9 protein-coding genes and 1 pseudogene are annotated in these 16,386 nt (G+C 36.1%); 4 read left to right on the top strand and 6 right to left on the bottom strand.

All coding sequences use genetic code 11. The features are described from left to right. Window positions 1–126: 126 nt before the first annotated feature. From rpiA to LU301_RS04850, 6 genes are all read right to left on the bottom strand, one after another. Window positions 127–795, bottom strand: coding sequence for a ribose-5-phosphate isomerase RpiA (rpiA, locus tag LU301_RS04875; protein WP_305273259.1), 669 nt, complete (start codon window positions 793–795; stop codon window positions 127–129). 14 nt (window positions 796–809) lie between these two features. Continuing rightward, window positions 810–2,342 carry a threonine ammonia-lyase, biosynthetic gene (gene ilvA, locus LU301_RS04870; protein ID WP_305273256.1) on the bottom strand — a complete coding sequence of 511 codons (1,533 nt, stop codon included), beginning with the start codon at window positions 2,340–2,342 and terminating at the stop codon, window positions 810–812. 280 nt (window positions 2,343–2,622) lie between these two features. Next, a complete protein-coding gene (locus LU301_RS04865) occupies window positions 2,623–11,898 on the bottom strand; it encodes a putative Ig domain-containing protein (RefSeq protein WP_305273253.1) in 9,276 nt (3,091 codons plus the stop codon). Between the two features lie 26 nt (window positions 11,899–11,924). Continuing rightward, the gene (locus LU301_RS04860; RefSeq protein WP_305273250.1) at window positions 11,925–12,641 is read right to left on the bottom strand and encodes an imm11 family protein; all 717 of its coding nucleotides are present in this window, start codon (window positions 12,639–12,641) and stop codon (window positions 11,925–11,927) included. A gap of 149 nt (window positions 12,642–12,790) precedes the next feature. Further along, a complete protein-coding gene (locus tag LU301_RS04855; protein WP_305273249.1) occupies window positions 12,791–13,123 on the bottom strand; it encodes a hypothetical protein in 333 nt (110 codons plus the stop codon). A 149-nt stretch (window positions 13,124–13,272) separates the two neighbouring features. Next, complete coding sequence (locus LU301_RS04850) at window positions 13,273–13,503, bottom strand: hypothetical protein (RefSeq protein WP_305273247.1); 231 nt, start codon at window positions 13,501–13,503, stop codon at window positions 13,273–13,275. Window positions 13,504–13,665: 162 nt separating this feature from the next. Here LU301_RS04850 and LU301_RS04845 point away from each other — a divergent pair. The 4 genes and pseudogenes from LU301_RS04845 to rarD all read left to right on the top strand — a co-directional run. Continuing rightward, window positions 13,666–13,779 (top strand): annotated as a pseudogene (locus tag LU301_RS04845) (IS982 family transposase); the annotation flags it as partial. A gap of 102 nt (window positions 13,780–13,881) precedes the next feature. Next, window positions 13,882–14,655 carry an RNA methyltransferase gene (locus LU301_RS04840; RefSeq protein WP_305273245.1) on the top strand — a complete coding sequence of 258 codons (774 nt, stop codon included), beginning with the start codon at window positions 13,882–13,884 and terminating at the stop codon, window positions 14,653–14,655. An 11-nt stretch (window positions 14,656–14,666) separates the two neighbouring features. Then, a complete protein-coding gene (gene cysE, locus LU301_RS04835; RefSeq protein ID WP_305273243.1) occupies window positions 14,667–15,482 on the top strand; it encodes a serine O-acetyltransferase in 816 nt (271 codons plus the stop codon). Window positions 15,483–15,487: 5 nt separating this feature from the next. Next, window positions 15,488–16,378: an EamA family transporter RarD gene (gene rarD / locus LU301_RS04830; RefSeq protein WP_305273240.1), complete on the top strand. Its 891-nt coding sequence runs from the start codon at window positions 15,488–15,490 to the stop codon at window positions 16,376–16,378. Window positions 16,379–16,386 lie beyond the last annotated feature (8 nt).

Below are 16,386 nucleotides of genomic sequence, written 5' to 3'. Positions count from 1 at the left end.
ATTATTGATTTTAAAATATTTTATGTGATACCCCTACATTTGTTGTCTGTTTAACTATAATTTTATATGGGCGAAAAAATCTTCCACCACTAATAAAATCAATAACTTAACAATAAGTTATCATTATTAAGCATAACGTACATCAATACCATCATTGGTTGCAACAATTGCTACACTAGCAGGATTGAGAGCGAAAATACCATTGGTTACTACACCTGGAATATCATTGATGATTTTTTCTAGCTCAATCGCATTTAAAATATTTAAATTATAAACATCTAAAATCACATTACCATTATCAGTAATGACACCTTCACGATAGGTCGGGTCGCCACCAAGTGTTACCAATTTACGAGCCACTGCTGAGCGTGCCATTGGAATAACCTCTATCGGTAATGGGAATTCACGTCCTAATTGTGTAACCCATTTACTATCATCAACAATACAGACAAACTTTTTCGCAATTGAAGCCACAATTTTTTCACGCGTTAATGCTGCACCACCACCTTTAATCATGTGTAAATGACGGTCAATTTCATCAGCACCATCAACATAAGCATCTAAATAGCCAACATGGTTCATATCAACCACTTCAATACCTAATTTTTGTACACGTTCAGCCGTTGCTTGTGAACTTGCAACCACCGCTTCTAATTGTAATTGTGGCAGTAATTCAATTAAAAAATTAACCGTACTGCCCGTACCCACACCTAAAATACCACCTTTCGGTAAATGCTCTAAAGCAGCTTGTGCGGCCGCTTGTTTTTTTTCATCTTGTGTTTGATAAAGTGCCATAAAATTTTCTCCAATTATTTTAAAAAGCGGATATAACCAATATTATCACTAATTTCTTGATATGGATATTGGGTATTTTCTAAACTTTGAATTAAGGCTTGCGGACTACTTTCATCTGATTGTAAGCCCACTAAAACTCGCCCTTCGGCTGAACCATGATTACGATAATGGAATAGGGTAATATTATTATGCCCGCCTAAACGTTCTAAGAAGGTTAATAATGCCCCCGGACGCTCTGGAAATTCTACACGGAATAATCGTTCATTTTCTAAATGAGCATGACCACCAATCAGATAGCGAATATGTAATTTTGCCACTTCATCATCGGATAAATCATCAACTTCATAATATTGTGATAAATGCTGATAGATTTCTTGACGTTCTTTATAGCCATTTTTTAAGCTAATGCCTACAAATACATGAGCAACATTACCATCTTCTACACGATAATTAAATTCAGTAATATTACGCCCTTGTAATGTGCGACAGAAATCTAAAAATGCTCCTGTACGCTCTGGAATTGTTACTGCATAAATTGCTTCTTTGCGTTCGCCCAACTCAGTACGCTCGGCAATATAACGCAAGCGGTCAAAATTCATATTCGCACCACACACAATCGATACGATTTTTTTATCGACAATACCGTGCTGTTCCACGTATTTTTTAATACCTGCCAATGCCATCGCCCCAGATGGCTCAACAATACTACGATTTTCATCAAAGGTATCTTTGATCGCAGCACAAATTTCATCTGTATCAACAAGGACAATATCAGACTCAATAATTTTTCCTGAACCATCAGATTTTTGTTGTTGTAATAATTTAAATGGCAATTCACCAATTTGTGCCACCGCCGTACCATCAGCAAATAAACCGACTTGTGGTAAAATCACACGTTCACCTGCTTTCAGTGCTTCATGTAAACAAGCTGATTCATTATATTCTACACCCACGACTTTAACATGTGGTGCAACATCACCCAAATAAGCCGCCACACCAGCGATTAAACCACCACCACCAACAGCAACAAAAACATATTCTACATCACGCCATTGACGTAAAATTTCGTTAGCAATTGTGCCTTGTCCTGCTATCACTAATTCATCATCATAAGGAGGAATAAATACTAGACCTTCATCTTCGGCACGTTGTTTTGCATAACGATTTGCCACATCAAAGCTATCGCCATGTAAAACCACTTGTCCGCCTAAATTTTTCACCGCTTGAATTTTAATATCAGGTGTAGTACTTGGCATCACAATAATCGCATTAATGCCTAATTTTTGCCCTGATAATGCTACACCTTGAGCATGGTTTCCTGCTGATGCACAAATCACACCACGAGCCAATTGCTCTTTTGGAAGCTGGCTAATACGGTTGTATGCCCCACGCAATTTAAACGAAAAAACAGGCTGTAAATCTTCACGTTTAAAACGAATTTCATTATTTAACCTTTGACTCATGCGTGGTGCATATTCAAGTGGTGTTTCAACAGCAACATCGTAAACGGTGGCTTGTAAAATTTGGCGAACAACTTGGGGAAGCATAATTTATTCCAGTACTCTATTTTTTAAGATAAATATTGTAACATATTTTTTTATTTGCTTATATGGTATCAGCAAATTTCAATTTCACATTTATATCATCAATACTATACTCACTCAATCTAAAAATTGGTATAGACTTGTAGGGGAAAATTACATTTTCCCTGTACAAACCTTGTATTTATTGGGCGAATATCATTCGCCCCTACAACACGATGGTAAATTTTGTATTCGTTTTTAAGTTGTTTTACTATATATTCTAATACAAAGGGTAAGTGATAACTCACCCTATAATATTCACAACAATCTCACTTAGCCCTTCCTGTTCCATCCGTTTATAACCATCATACATCGATAACGAGATATTCAATGCTTGCTCATAATCATCTGCACTCTCATGTAATGCTTGTTTCGGTGATTTAAAGGCTTGTAGTAACTGCTGATTACTTATACTACCACCACCTGAAAAGTTAAGGTATATATCTGCATGCTCTCCTCCTAAAAAGAAATCTTTTAATGTTAGTTCATCTGTTGTACCTTTCACTTTTAAAATCAAGTTATTATTATATTTAACTAAACCTTGACTTACTTGAGCATAACTAATACCATCAAAGTAGATATTATCTAAGCCCCCACCTGTATTAATAATGGTATCTTTGCCAAAACCACTACTAAAGTAATACAAATCATCGCCTTTCCCTCCTATCAAGGTATCATTACCTTGACCTCCAATTAAAATATCATTACCTCCTTGACCATTGAGAATATCATTACCATTTAAACCATTCAATTGTTCATGCGAAGCTGTACCTGTCATTCGCTCCGCCATATTCTTACCAATTAAATGATGTTTTTTATACAATGTTAGTGATATATCATGTGTTTCTTGTTGGTCTGTTGGTACTGTAAAATTTGTACCTATTGATGATACATTTGTTGTTGGTACGGAGCTAACTGTCATATTAACATATGTACCAGCACTATAACCAAAGCTATCTGTTCCCCATAAAATAAACTGATAATTTTGTACTGTATTTCCACTATTCGTATGCTGTGATGGTGTTCCTGTTAATGTTAATGTACTTGCATCAAACTGTAACCAACTTGGTAATGGCTCATACTGTCCATCAATTCCTTTACTCGCAAGTGTTAAACGATAACTTAATTGTTGATCATAAACATCTTTATCTTTGATTGTATCAGCATCAAATTTTACACTCAATGCTTTACCTATTTCTGCTTTAATCGCTTTAGGGTATTTATTAACTTGTGGAGCATTATTGTTACTCTGTGAAATAATCAAACTTTCAAAATCTTGTCGTGTTAGTATTTGACTCACACTACCTTTTTGTAATTTAATTTGGTCAATACGATTATCCTGTATTACACCATTACCTTGTTCCATAACTGGAGCAAAGTAATCTAACAACGTAATACTGTCTTGTGTATTACCTTTAAAGCGGATTTGTAACATATCATATTGACTTGCATTATTTTTTAACCGTACAAATTGAACTTCTGATGTATCATAACCATCGATGACTAATGTATCTTGGAACATAATATCATCTGTACTCATAATCGTGTCTTTGCCCCCACCCTTTTGGTAGATGATGGTGTCGTTGCCTGATAAGGCATTGACGAAGTTGTTTTGTGTATTTAGCGTGATGGTGTTGTCAAGCTCATTACCAAAGGCGGTTTTGGCGTGTCCTTTTAAGATGAGATTTTCGACATGGTGTGGTAGCATGGCGTAACTGTCACTACCCACCAAACGCCCCTGTTCATCCACATGATATGAGAAATGGCGATCTGTCCATTGTTCAAGCGTGTCAATGCCTTCTCCCCACCGCTCTACAATGACATCTTGACCGTCATCAAGCACATAATAATCATCGCCTAAGCCACCAATGAGAGTGTCGATGCCAGCTCTACCATCAAGATGATTATTGCCTGTATTACCAATTAAAGTGTCGTTGTGCTCACTGCCATAGGCTGTTAGGTTGTCACTGCCAAGCAGTATCAACTCTTCAATGTTGGTGCCTTGCAAATCGTAAGAAGCTGAAATGTGTAGACGGTCATACCCACCATCGGCTTGCTCAATGATGCGATCACTGCTATCTGCCATGTAAGTATCATCGCCTTGACCGCCAATTAAGGTATCTGCACCTGCACCACCTTCGAGCCAATCATTACCATCATCACCTTGTAATGTATCATCACCTGCTCGACCAAATAAGGTGTCGTGACCCATGCCCCCTATCAGAGTATCTTTCAACGCTCCACCAGTCAGGGTGTCATCACCAGCACCGCCATCTAGCATATTGTGTACATTCTCTTTGCCTTGCACTTCATCATCGCCTGATTGTGCGTAGATGTTGTTGTTGGACACGGCATAATAGTGAGTGATGACATCTGTGTTGTCTGTACCTAAAATGTACGCTCGCTCTGCAAGTAAGGCATTTAGGCTTTGCTTAGGACGGTCAATAAAGCTGATGTCTAATAAATGTAAATCTGCTTGTACGACATTTTTTAAGACCAATTTATTATGATCGCCATAAATAAATATCAAATCATCTTGCTGATAATATAGCTGTTGTAATTGGTTTTGGGCAAGATTAAATTGTAAGTGATTGCCTTCTTTGCTAAGCCAATCTTCATAGATTTCATCATGACCTGCATTTGCATCAAAACGATAAGTATCATAGCCTGTGCCACCATACAAACGGTCTTGCCCTGTTTGCCCCTCTAAAATGTCCGCCCCTTCAAAGCCATATATTACATTATCTTGCTCATTGCCAATCAAAACATCATCATGCTCCCAACCGCTAAAATACAAACCATTATCCATCGCCAAAACAGCCATATCCATTTGCTTTAAATCAGACAAATAATAATGCTCTTGGTTAAATACCAATTCAAATTGACGTTTCGCTCCTGTATGTAGTACGTTAGTTAGAACAACGGTATGATCACCAAACTGTAATACCAAATTTTTGCCTTGTGACATGAATCTGACATCTTTGGCATCCACATCATCAAATAAGAATCTGTCCAATCCATAACTATCATAATCAAATTCAATGGTGTCTGAACCTGACATATTGGATAAAATATAGGTATTATTACCCCCCTTACCCATCAATACATCATCATGCTGACCGCTGATGAAAGTTTCATCTCGTTCACTGCCAATCACCTTTTTGGCACCCGTACCTGTCAGATAAACAGTTCTGTCGGTCATTGTTAAGGCATAATCACTTATAGTGTCATCGATAAATTTTGTGTTGACCACTGTTTGATGATTTTTAAGGTACTCGTCAATCGATGATTTGTGCTGTGAATACCATTGAGACATTAATTTATACAATTTGGTCGTATTATACTGACTAAAATATGGTGCATTAATTCCCAGTAAGTTGAGTAATTCTAAACTGGTTTTACTTGCATTTTGCTCATAATTGTTAATTAACAAATCATTCACTTTATCAAACTGATGATATTGTAAATGAGCAATTTGATAATATTTAATTGCTTTGAAATACGGCTTTAAAATGGTTTGGTTAATTAATTCCCCTTCGATACCAGTCTTAAGTTGTTGATAGACTGTTTTAAATTGTTGTAACTGATTGGTGGTTGCTTGATTGACATAAGTAGTCGGTCGTATGCCTGTGATGGCATCCACAAATTTGACTTGTGCTTTATCCTCTGCGGACAACTTTTGTGTATGGGTTTGGTAGTGCTCTGCCTGCATGTTGTTTGGCACTATTTCACTCGGTCTTAATCTTACGGTATGAGTGGCATCATCACTTTCTTGCCAACGGATATTATGCGTGTTAATCACATCGATGTCATTATTATTGTATTGTTGGTCTGTCATTGACCACAGTTTCATCAATTGATCAGAATGATTAAAAATAAAGTCAAAGGAGTTATTTTTTTCAAAACTCTCTATCAATGTTGCTAATTCTGCATGCGTTGATTTAACATCCGCCAATTCATCCAAACGCCCATAACCTTTAATGTTCAATCCTTGATATGTGCTGTTTAATGTATTTTTATGCTGGCTATAAATCACATTTTGATTAAAATGAATGTCTGCAATCAATCGCTTTTCACCCGTTAATGTGGTGTATGTGCCTTGTTCACGCAAAATACCGCCTGTTGTGGTGATTTCCTGCGTTGTTTTAATTTGTACATCAATGTCGCTAATACCTACTTCACTTAGGCTAAATAACTCTCCTTGTTCTGTTTGACCGTTGAGATTTAAATCTCGCCACACTTTCAATTCTAAGAAAGCATCATCATCAGCATTGATGATGCCATCTTGGTTGCTGTCCAAATCTGCCAAAGCCTCAAAGCCATGCTGTGCAATCATGCCGTTTTTAAGCTGTGTTTGGTCGCCAAAGAGTTCTTTGCCATGATTGATGAGACCATCTTGGTTAAGGTCTCGTACTAAAAAACCATCTTCTGGACTTAACCACGCCGTTGCTGTTGCGATACCATCTGCATCTTGGTCAAACATCACGCCATGATGTTTGTTTTCTGCGATGGTGCCAATATGACCATCTTGGTTTAAATCTAGCACCAATGGGTCATAACGTTGTATTTGATATTGATGTGTGAACTCACCTGCTTGATTTCTCACGAGATTTGGTAATAAGTTGGACAATATTACTTCCCACGATATTACACCAACCGACTGACCAAGTGGTAAGTGTGCGAACGGTTCATTGCTATTTGATGGTTTTGATTGATTAGATAAATGATTGTTCCACCAATGATTTAAGTTTTGATTATTTGATAGCAGTGATAGTAAATGATATGGATTTAATTGTTGTAGTCCTGGTCCTATATAAGCACTAAAAGGTTCATTATCACCATTTGATGTAAATGTAATCAATGGATTTGATTGTTGGTTGAGTAAGTTTAACAAACCGTCATTATTAGGTTTACTTGGTCGTGTTTGCGTAGATGATGTGTTATCACCATTTGGTAAAAAGCCCATTGGCAATACAATTGGTTGAGCGGTTGTAAAACCTGTATTGACTAAATTACCTTGCCCATCTTTTACTTGTATATTAAAACCTTCTATAATGATTTTTGAACTAAAGTTATCACTACTCATCATGAGTTTATTATTTACATATTCTAAATAGTTTTGGCGACTGTCTTTCCATTTCATGTGGATAGTGCCGTTTTTATTTTCGGCAAACGATACTCGCCAGTCTGATGCAAAGATATTGCGACCATCAATTAAAATCTGACCACGACCATCACTATCTACAATATGTTTAGTTTTACCGTCTTTTAGTTCAGTTTCTTTTAAGATATAAAAATCATGCCCCTCTCCACCATGTAAATGGTCTTCACCACTGCCCACATAGAAATAGTCGTTTCCTGTATCGCCATACACCCAATCATCACCTGTCCCATCTGATAGGACATCATCACCTTCACCGCCATGCAGTGTGTCATTGCCACCTTGACCCAATAATTTATCATTACCTGCTCCGCCATTTAGCGTATCATCGCCATGATATTGTTCATCAAGATCCCCATAATCACCTTGTAACTCATCATCGCCTTCACCGCCATATAAAGTGTCATTACCACCTTGACCAACAATAATATCATCACCTGTACCACCGTCTAAACGGTCATCACCATGATACTGCCCATCAAGATCGATATAATCACCTTGTAATTTATCATCACCTTCACCACCATATAAGGTATCGTTACCCCCTTGACCCAATAATTTATCATTACCTGCTCCGCCATTTAGCGTATCATCGCCATGATACTGTGCATCTAGGTCTTTGTAATCGCCTTGTAGCTCATCATCACCTTCACCACCATATAATGTGTCATGACCACCATAACCCAATAGTATGTCATCACCCTTACCACCGTCTAAGCTGTCATTGCCATGATACTGCCCATCAAGGTGTATATAATCTCCCTCTAATTGATCATCACCTTCTCCACCATACAAGGTATCATTACCACCATCTCCCCAAAGCTGGTCATTACCTGCTCCTCCATTTAGCGTATCATTACCATGATATTGTCCATCTAAATCAGATGAATCACCTTTTAATTTATCATCACCATCGCCTCCATACAAAGTGTCATTACCTCCATTTCCAATCAAAGTATCATTACCTTTACCACCATCTAAGGTATCATCGCCATGATATTGTCCATCTAAATCAGACGAATCACCTTGTAATTTATCATCACCTTCTCCACCATACAAGGTATCATTACCACCATCTCCCCAAAGCTGGTCATTACCTGCTCCACCATCTAAAATATCATCGCCAAATCGCTCAAATGGAGTGCCTGTTGGATAATCATCAATATCTCTTAGCAATGACAAATCACCATTTAACATATCATCGCCAGTACCACCATATAATTTGTCATGGTCTAACCCTCCTATAATATAGTCGTTACCAGAACTTCCATTCAAAATATCTAAACCATCGCCACCAATGAGACTATCATCGCCATCACCTCCATCTAGTATATCATCGCCATGTAAGCCATATAAACTATCATTTCCTTGCTCACCATATAAACTATCTGTATCTGATGAACCCACAACAACATCATGACCTGCACCACCATAAACAGTATCTGCACCTGCATAACCCTCGCCACGATTTGTCAAAGCATACACATCAGAAAAGAAATCTACACGTCTATTATGTGCTGCTGTTGCTAAATAATAACTACTTACTATTGGTAATAAATGATAACTATTTCTAAAATAATAACTCGTACTATGACTTGTATATAATTGTGTATCATAAACTATTTCTTTAAAAAAAATGTTGCTATACGCTCGTTGATAACGTGGTATGTTTGCTTCATCATCCGCTTTTTGTTGTTCTTCAGTTTTTAAATCATCTATCATATATCTAAAATAGCCATTCAGATCAGATGATGAAAAGATAATATCGTCCCCTGCTCCTGTATAAATTTTATCTGAACCTTCTCCAGCAAATACTACATCATCGTCTGTTGAACCTGTATCCACCCCTGCATAAACCACATCATCGCCTGCTCCTGTTGTAATCACATCGTTACCTGCTCCTGCAATCACTACATCATCATTTACCGTAGTAATAATAAAATCATTCCCTGCGTACGCTGCGACATGAGAAACACCATCGATGATATTATTTCCATCTGTACCTAAGGTATAACCTGTACTAGCTGGTTGCTCTGCTTTTTTACCCAAGCCAACCAAATTCAGTCCCAAATCCCCTTGTTTCCACTGTGGAATAGTAATACTTTTACTTTTATCACTTTTTGATGTAATGTGTAAACTATAATACCCCTCAACATTTTCCTGTGTTTTTACCACACGAATAATATAATCAGAGTGAGAACTTTGCCAAATATCGTCTTGGAGTTTTTTGCCTGCACTTAACGATTGATAATTGATTTTTATTACGCCTTGACCGTCTTTGTCGTAAATCGTGTCATGTCCAAAATCACCAATAAAATCGTACGTTTCATTGCCACTTTCGTCAATTAAAGTGTCGTTACCTTCGCCTCCGTTTAAGGTATCGTTGCCAAGTCCGCCAATCAAGGTATCATTAGCTTGTTCACCATATAAATTATCATTACCTTCATTACCATTTAAAATATCATTACCTTGTTCACCATATAAACGGTCATTACCTTCACCACCAAGCAAAATATCTTGATACTGGCTACCAATAATACTATCCGCTCCTTTATCGCCATATGCAACCACACCTTTTTTAGATGTCTTGGCACTTAAAGTATCATCTTCTTCTGTGCCTGCAAGCTGATTATCTTTTTCAATTTGCGTTTTAATATATTTAAAATCTATCGCACCTTTACTTTGCTCTATAGTATCTTTATACGCTAAAAGCAATGGTTGAAGACTGCCTTGCTCTCCCCAATCTGTAAATTGATTGAGAACATCTGCCAAACCATTGATGGTTGATGATGTTTGCTCTGCAAACCAATCTTTTAATTTGTCAATTTCTAATATATTGCTCATAAAGCCATCATAAACTTTCTCCCAGTCCGTCTCTCTCACTTTAGTTGTGAGTTCGTACCACATATACCCCCAAGCAGCAAGTCCCGCCCCAACAAGCACAGTTGCCCCCACTGTACCAACCACAGCAATTGCACCGCCAGCCGCTACCATCGCACCAAAAGCAGCAATCGCAGCCATACCAATCGCAGTGCCAATGACTGCTTCTGTGCCATATTCCTTTGCTTGTGCAAAAAACTTATCCCAATTATTAGTGGTTAAGCCCTCAATCAGACCATCATAAACACCATTAACAAAATCCATCATCCCCGCCATACCGTTAAATTTGGCAGAGAGAGTAGTGTTATTCATGAGCTGTTTTGCATAACTTTCAATCACATTATAGGATTTTTTAACAGGAAACATAAACTCCAAGAATTCAGGTGTGATATAGCCACCTTGTCCATTTTTAAAACTAGTAATTTGTTGCTTAACCTCTTCGCTGGCATTATCAAAATCTACAAATTTTGAAGTAACAGTCGCTACTTGATGAATGGCTTGATATATTTTTGCATAAACCTCAGCCTCCTTAATAACTTCCGTATCAACATTAATTTTCTTTGGGGCATTAAATATAGCACTGGCAATATTTGCCTTGATATTCATATCATTAGTTTTTTTAAATAAATCAATATCTTCTTTTGTAACAATAAAATGACTGGCTTTGGCTTCATCATAAACCAATGTCGCAATTAAGCTTCTCATTTTACCCAATGTTGCATCATTTCCAGTTATATCTTTACCTTTGTCATTCTTTCCTATATAGAATATTTGGTTAAGATCATTTAGATATTGAGCTGATTTTAATTCATTTTTTGTCTGTTCAAGATAAGGCGGATTGGGTAAATTATCCAAACTACCGTACTTTTCAATTAGCAATTGTTTGATAACATTAAAATCTTGTACAATAGATTTATTATTATCTACATTAGCAATATTAAATTTATCATAGTCAGTTTTATAACTCTCCACCCGTTTACTATGAGCAGTATTTGGGTCATAGTTGCCATCTTTATCCATAAAATCTTGGGGTTTGGCTAGGCGGTCAGAAAAATGACTTTTGTAATCATTTGCATTGGTATCATGCAATGGTGGAAAACCCTCACGCATAGCAACCACAAGCTGTTGATGTAGGTCTAATACCAATGCTTTTTTAATTTCATCATTAATTGGTGTTTTACCATCTGGTTGCTTTAATGACAAGATATCATTTAATCTTTTCTCAACAAACTTATTATAAACATCATGACCACCACTATGTCTAACCGAACCAAAAAATCTCGCTATATTCATACCATCAGGATTTTTGGTATGAAATTCTTTCATAATATTAGCCATCCTATCATTATCAAAAAGATTAATGCGATTGCTGTAGTCATTAAAGTCTAAACCAATATCTTTAAAAAAACTGGTATATCTTTTTTGCAGATCTTTCATCATCGCTTCAGGGAAAATATGATGAACTTGAAAACCTAACATAATAAACTCCTAAATTTTTAAAAAAATTATTTAACAACACAACGAATTAAACCCAGTTCTTTTTGGGTAAATCCTGCTTTAAATAAGGCTTGTGTCAATCTATCAGACAAGAATAAAGAATCTCTTAATTTTGGGTCATGCCACAAATCTAAGTTAAATTTTTCTGCACTTAAAGATAATTTAATATCATCATCTTTCGGTTCTCCAATAGAACGAACTGGGTGTTCTGGTTGGTAAAAATTAGCTTCAATACCCTGACTATTCTCCACATCCAAAAACTCAAACTTCTCTGCAATGTTCACAAAATAATAAGGCACATCGGAAAGCTGTTCTTTGGTCTCAATGTCATAAATATAAACTTGACTAAAATGAGTTTTGCCTAGATTGAATTTAGAAATAACATCGTATAGTTTTTCATTAATTATTAAATATCCGTTGGTAATTCTAAAGAATATTTCGTTTTCTTTTGGTAAATTACTATAATTTATATCAGGCTCTTTAAATAGTTTAGTTGGTAAATATTCCAAATACTCATAATCATGCCAAATGTCATCAAAGTTTAGATGTATCTTGTCTAACAACTCCAACTTACTTTCTTCCAAAGAATCTAGTGTATCATATTTTTTTTTCTCTTCAAGAAAAAAAATTTCTGAGCCATCAAATTCAACTGTTTTCACCACAATTCCATAAGTATTCGCTATGGAAAAGCTACGATACTCATACAACCAAGCATAATTTGACATAACCGTCTCCTAAAATCTAAATTTCTCTATTTTAAAACAACAAACCCATAAAAACAAGTGTTATTTTTATGGGTTTAGTGTCTTTTTGGAAAAATATGATGAACTTGAAAACCTAACATAATAAACTCCTATAAAATTAAATAAAAAAATTATTGAACAACACAACGAATTAAGCCTAATTCTTTTTGGGTAAAGCCAGCCTTAAATAAGGCTTGTGCTAATCTAGCAGAAAAGAACAAAGAATCATTTAAATTCTTATCATGCCATAAATCAATGTCTATATTTTGGACTTGCTCTAATAATACAATATCATCATCTTCAGCTCCCCACATATACCTTAATGGTTCTTCTGGATTATAACGACTTGCTCTAATGCCTTTACTTTCATTTGAATTTAAAAACTCAAACTTTTCTGCAATGTTCACAAAATAATAAGGCACATCAGAAAGCTGTTCTTTGGTTTCTATGTCATAAATATACACTTGACTAAAATGGGTTTTGCCTAGATTGAATTGGGAAATAACATCGTATAGTTTTTCATTAATTATTAAATATCCGTTGGTAATTTAAAAAAAAACTTCATTATTTGTCGGAAGATTCACAGAATCCATATCAGGTTTTTTAAATAATTTTATTGGCAAATTATCAATAAACTCTCTCTCCAAGCATTTACAAATTTATAACTCTGCTGCTGCAGACTTTCTAACTTTTTTTGTTCTGCATCATTCAGCTCTCCAAGTGATTCTTTGCGTTCAAGCCAAAAACGCTCTACACCATCATAGTCTTCCGTCTGAATAACAATACCATAAGTATTTGCTACAGCAGAACTACCATACTCACACAACCAAGCATAATTTGACATAACTGTCTCCTAAAATTTAAATTTCTACCCATTCTAAAATAAAAAAACTATTAAAACAAGTGTTATTTTACCGAACCAAAAAATTTAACAATATCCATCTCATTAGGATTTTTGGTATAAAAATCCTTCATTACATCTGCCATCGCCTGATTGTTAAATAAATGGCATTTATCTCATCGATGTATCCCAAAAATCTTAGCTCATAACTTTTGTTTTGTTCTAAATCGCAATTTAGGGAATCCGCCATTACAATTTGAGTTATTGTATAAAAAATAATCTAAATTTGAGTTAAGAATGACATTATAATCTATTTCATTCCATGCCTATTTCCCCTATAATGTGCTATATTTTTAAGCATTGATTTTATTTATCATTTTTATGTTGCATTCAATTAAAATTGTCATGGTTAATACGACCCTTCCTGCCAATATCGGAAGTGCATTAAGAGCAATGAAAACGATGGGATTAAACCAACTGGTTTTGGTCGCCCCAAAATATTTCCCCCACCCTGATATTGAAGCACTTTCAGCAGGTGCTAAAGATTTAATTCCACAAATTCAAGTAGTTGAGCGTTTAGAACAAGCCATTGCTGATTGTCATTGGGTTTTTGCAACAAGTGCTAGAAGTCGCCATATCGCTTGGCAATTGGTTACAGCACGGCAAGCCGCACACATGATTAATCAGCAGTGCCAACGTATGCCCCACCATCAAACTGCTATCATTTTTGGACGTGAAGATAGAGGTTTAACCAACGAAGAATTGGCCTTAGCCACACATCATCTCACTATTCCAACCAATGATGATTATGGCGTACTCAATGTCGCTCAAGCAATTCAAATCGTGTGTTATGAATTGCGTATGGCAACTTTAGAACAACAGCCCATTGCACAAGCCGATTATTGGGACGAGCCTTTAGTTACGCAACAACAAATGCACCAATTTTACCCACATTTAGAGCAAATGTTAGTCGATATTGATTTCTTAGACCCAGATAATCCACGCCTATTGCCCTTACGTTTACGCCGATTATTTGGACGCATACATTTAGACCGTATGGAATATCAACTGTTAAGAGGTATTTTTAGCCGTGTACAAGCCTTGAAAAATGGACAATGGCAAGCACCAAATCCATCATCAAAAAACACAAAATAAAGGTAATCACTATGTTCAAGCAATTCAAACAGATTAAAGAAGATGTACAAGCCGTTTTTGCACGAGACCCTGCTGCTCGTAACACATTAGAAGTTTTAACGACTTATCCCGGCATTCACGCCTTAATTATGCACCGCATTGCTCATCAACTTTGGCAAAAAGAATATAAAGGCTCAGCTCGTTTATTATCATCATTTAGCCGTTTTGCGACAGGCATTGAAATTCACCCCGGTGCAAAAATCGGTAAACGCTTTTTTATTGATCATGGTATGGGGGTTGTGATTGGTGAAACAGCCGAAATTGGCGATGATGTTACACTTTATCACGGTGTAACTTTAGGCGGGACAACATGGAATAAAGGTAAACGTCACCCAACTTTAGAAGACGGCGTTGTCGTAGGTGCAGGTGCAAAAATTTTAGGACCTTTTACGGTTGGTAAAAATGCAAAAATTGGCTCAAATGCAGTTGTTACTAAACCTGTACCTGAACAAACAACAGCCGTAGGCAACCCCGCACGTTATATTTATAAAAATCAACAGGATAAACCAAAATTATCTGCTGATAGTACATCAGAACAATTCCAAGCCTATGCTACCAGTCAAGACCAATCTGACCCAATGATTATTGGTATTCGTATTTTAATGGAGCGTATTCAAACCACAGAACAGCGTTTAGATGTCATGTGCCAACGATTATCAATGCTCGACCCAACCTATCAGCAAACTGAACTAAGTGAACAATTTAGTGAAGAAGAGTTAAATACTCTAGCAGAATTACGCCGTATTTGTGAAAGCTCATCAACAACCCATCACAAAAACTCGGATTAATCAATATGGTTAAAGGTGTTGTTTTATCACTCATTGCATCTTGTATTTTTGCATTATTATATCTATATAGTCAATTACTTACAGGCTTAGATAGTTATCAAGTTTTCGGTTGGCGAATGCTGATGACTTTACCCTTTATTTGGCTATTTGCAAAATTAAGTGGTGATATTCAACACATTAAACAATTATATCAACGCATTAAACATGAGCCTAAAATCATTCCCTTATTAATACTCACATCAATTTTAGGCTGTTCCCAATTATGGTTATTTATGTGGGGACCTGTGATGGGACGAGGATTACAAGTCTCTTTAGGATATTTTTTACTCCCACTCGTCATGGTATTAATTGGACGTGTATTTTTAAAAGAACAATTATCAAGACTACAAATATTTGCCGTATGTTGTGCTTGCGTAGGTGTAGGACATGAAATTTGGCGAGTGGGACACATTGCATGGGAAACTTGTTTAGTGGCAATCGGCTATTCTGCTTATTTTTGGTTACGCACTAAAATTGGTACGAATAATTTAGGCGGTTTTTTCTGGGATATTGTCATTATTTTACCTATTGCACTATATTTTATCAGTACATCAGATTTAGGGCGAATCGTAGAACAAGTTTCATTTTTACCGATTATGCTTGGTTTTGGTTTATTAAGTGCTATCGGTTTAGGGAGTTATTTACTAGCCAGTCGTTTATTAAGTTTTAGTTTATTTGGGTTACTGAGTTATGTTGAACCTGTTTTATTAGCCATGGCATCATTAATCTTAGGTGAAAGCATTAGTGGACAGGAATGGTTTACTTACGTAGCAATTTGGTTTGCTGTATTGATTTTAGCTTATGAAGGTGCATTAAACGTTTATAAACAAAGAAAATTTTATAAAAATCAAGTATAATCAAAATG

Source organism: Moraxella sp. ZY210820 (assembly GCF_030674635.1).
Classification (GTDB): Bacteria; Pseudomonadota; Gammaproteobacteria; order Pseudomonadales; family Moraxellaceae; genus Acinetobacter.
The sequence above is the reverse complement of the archived record's forward strand: the minus strand, read 5'-3'. Positions and strand labels throughout refer to the sequence as shown.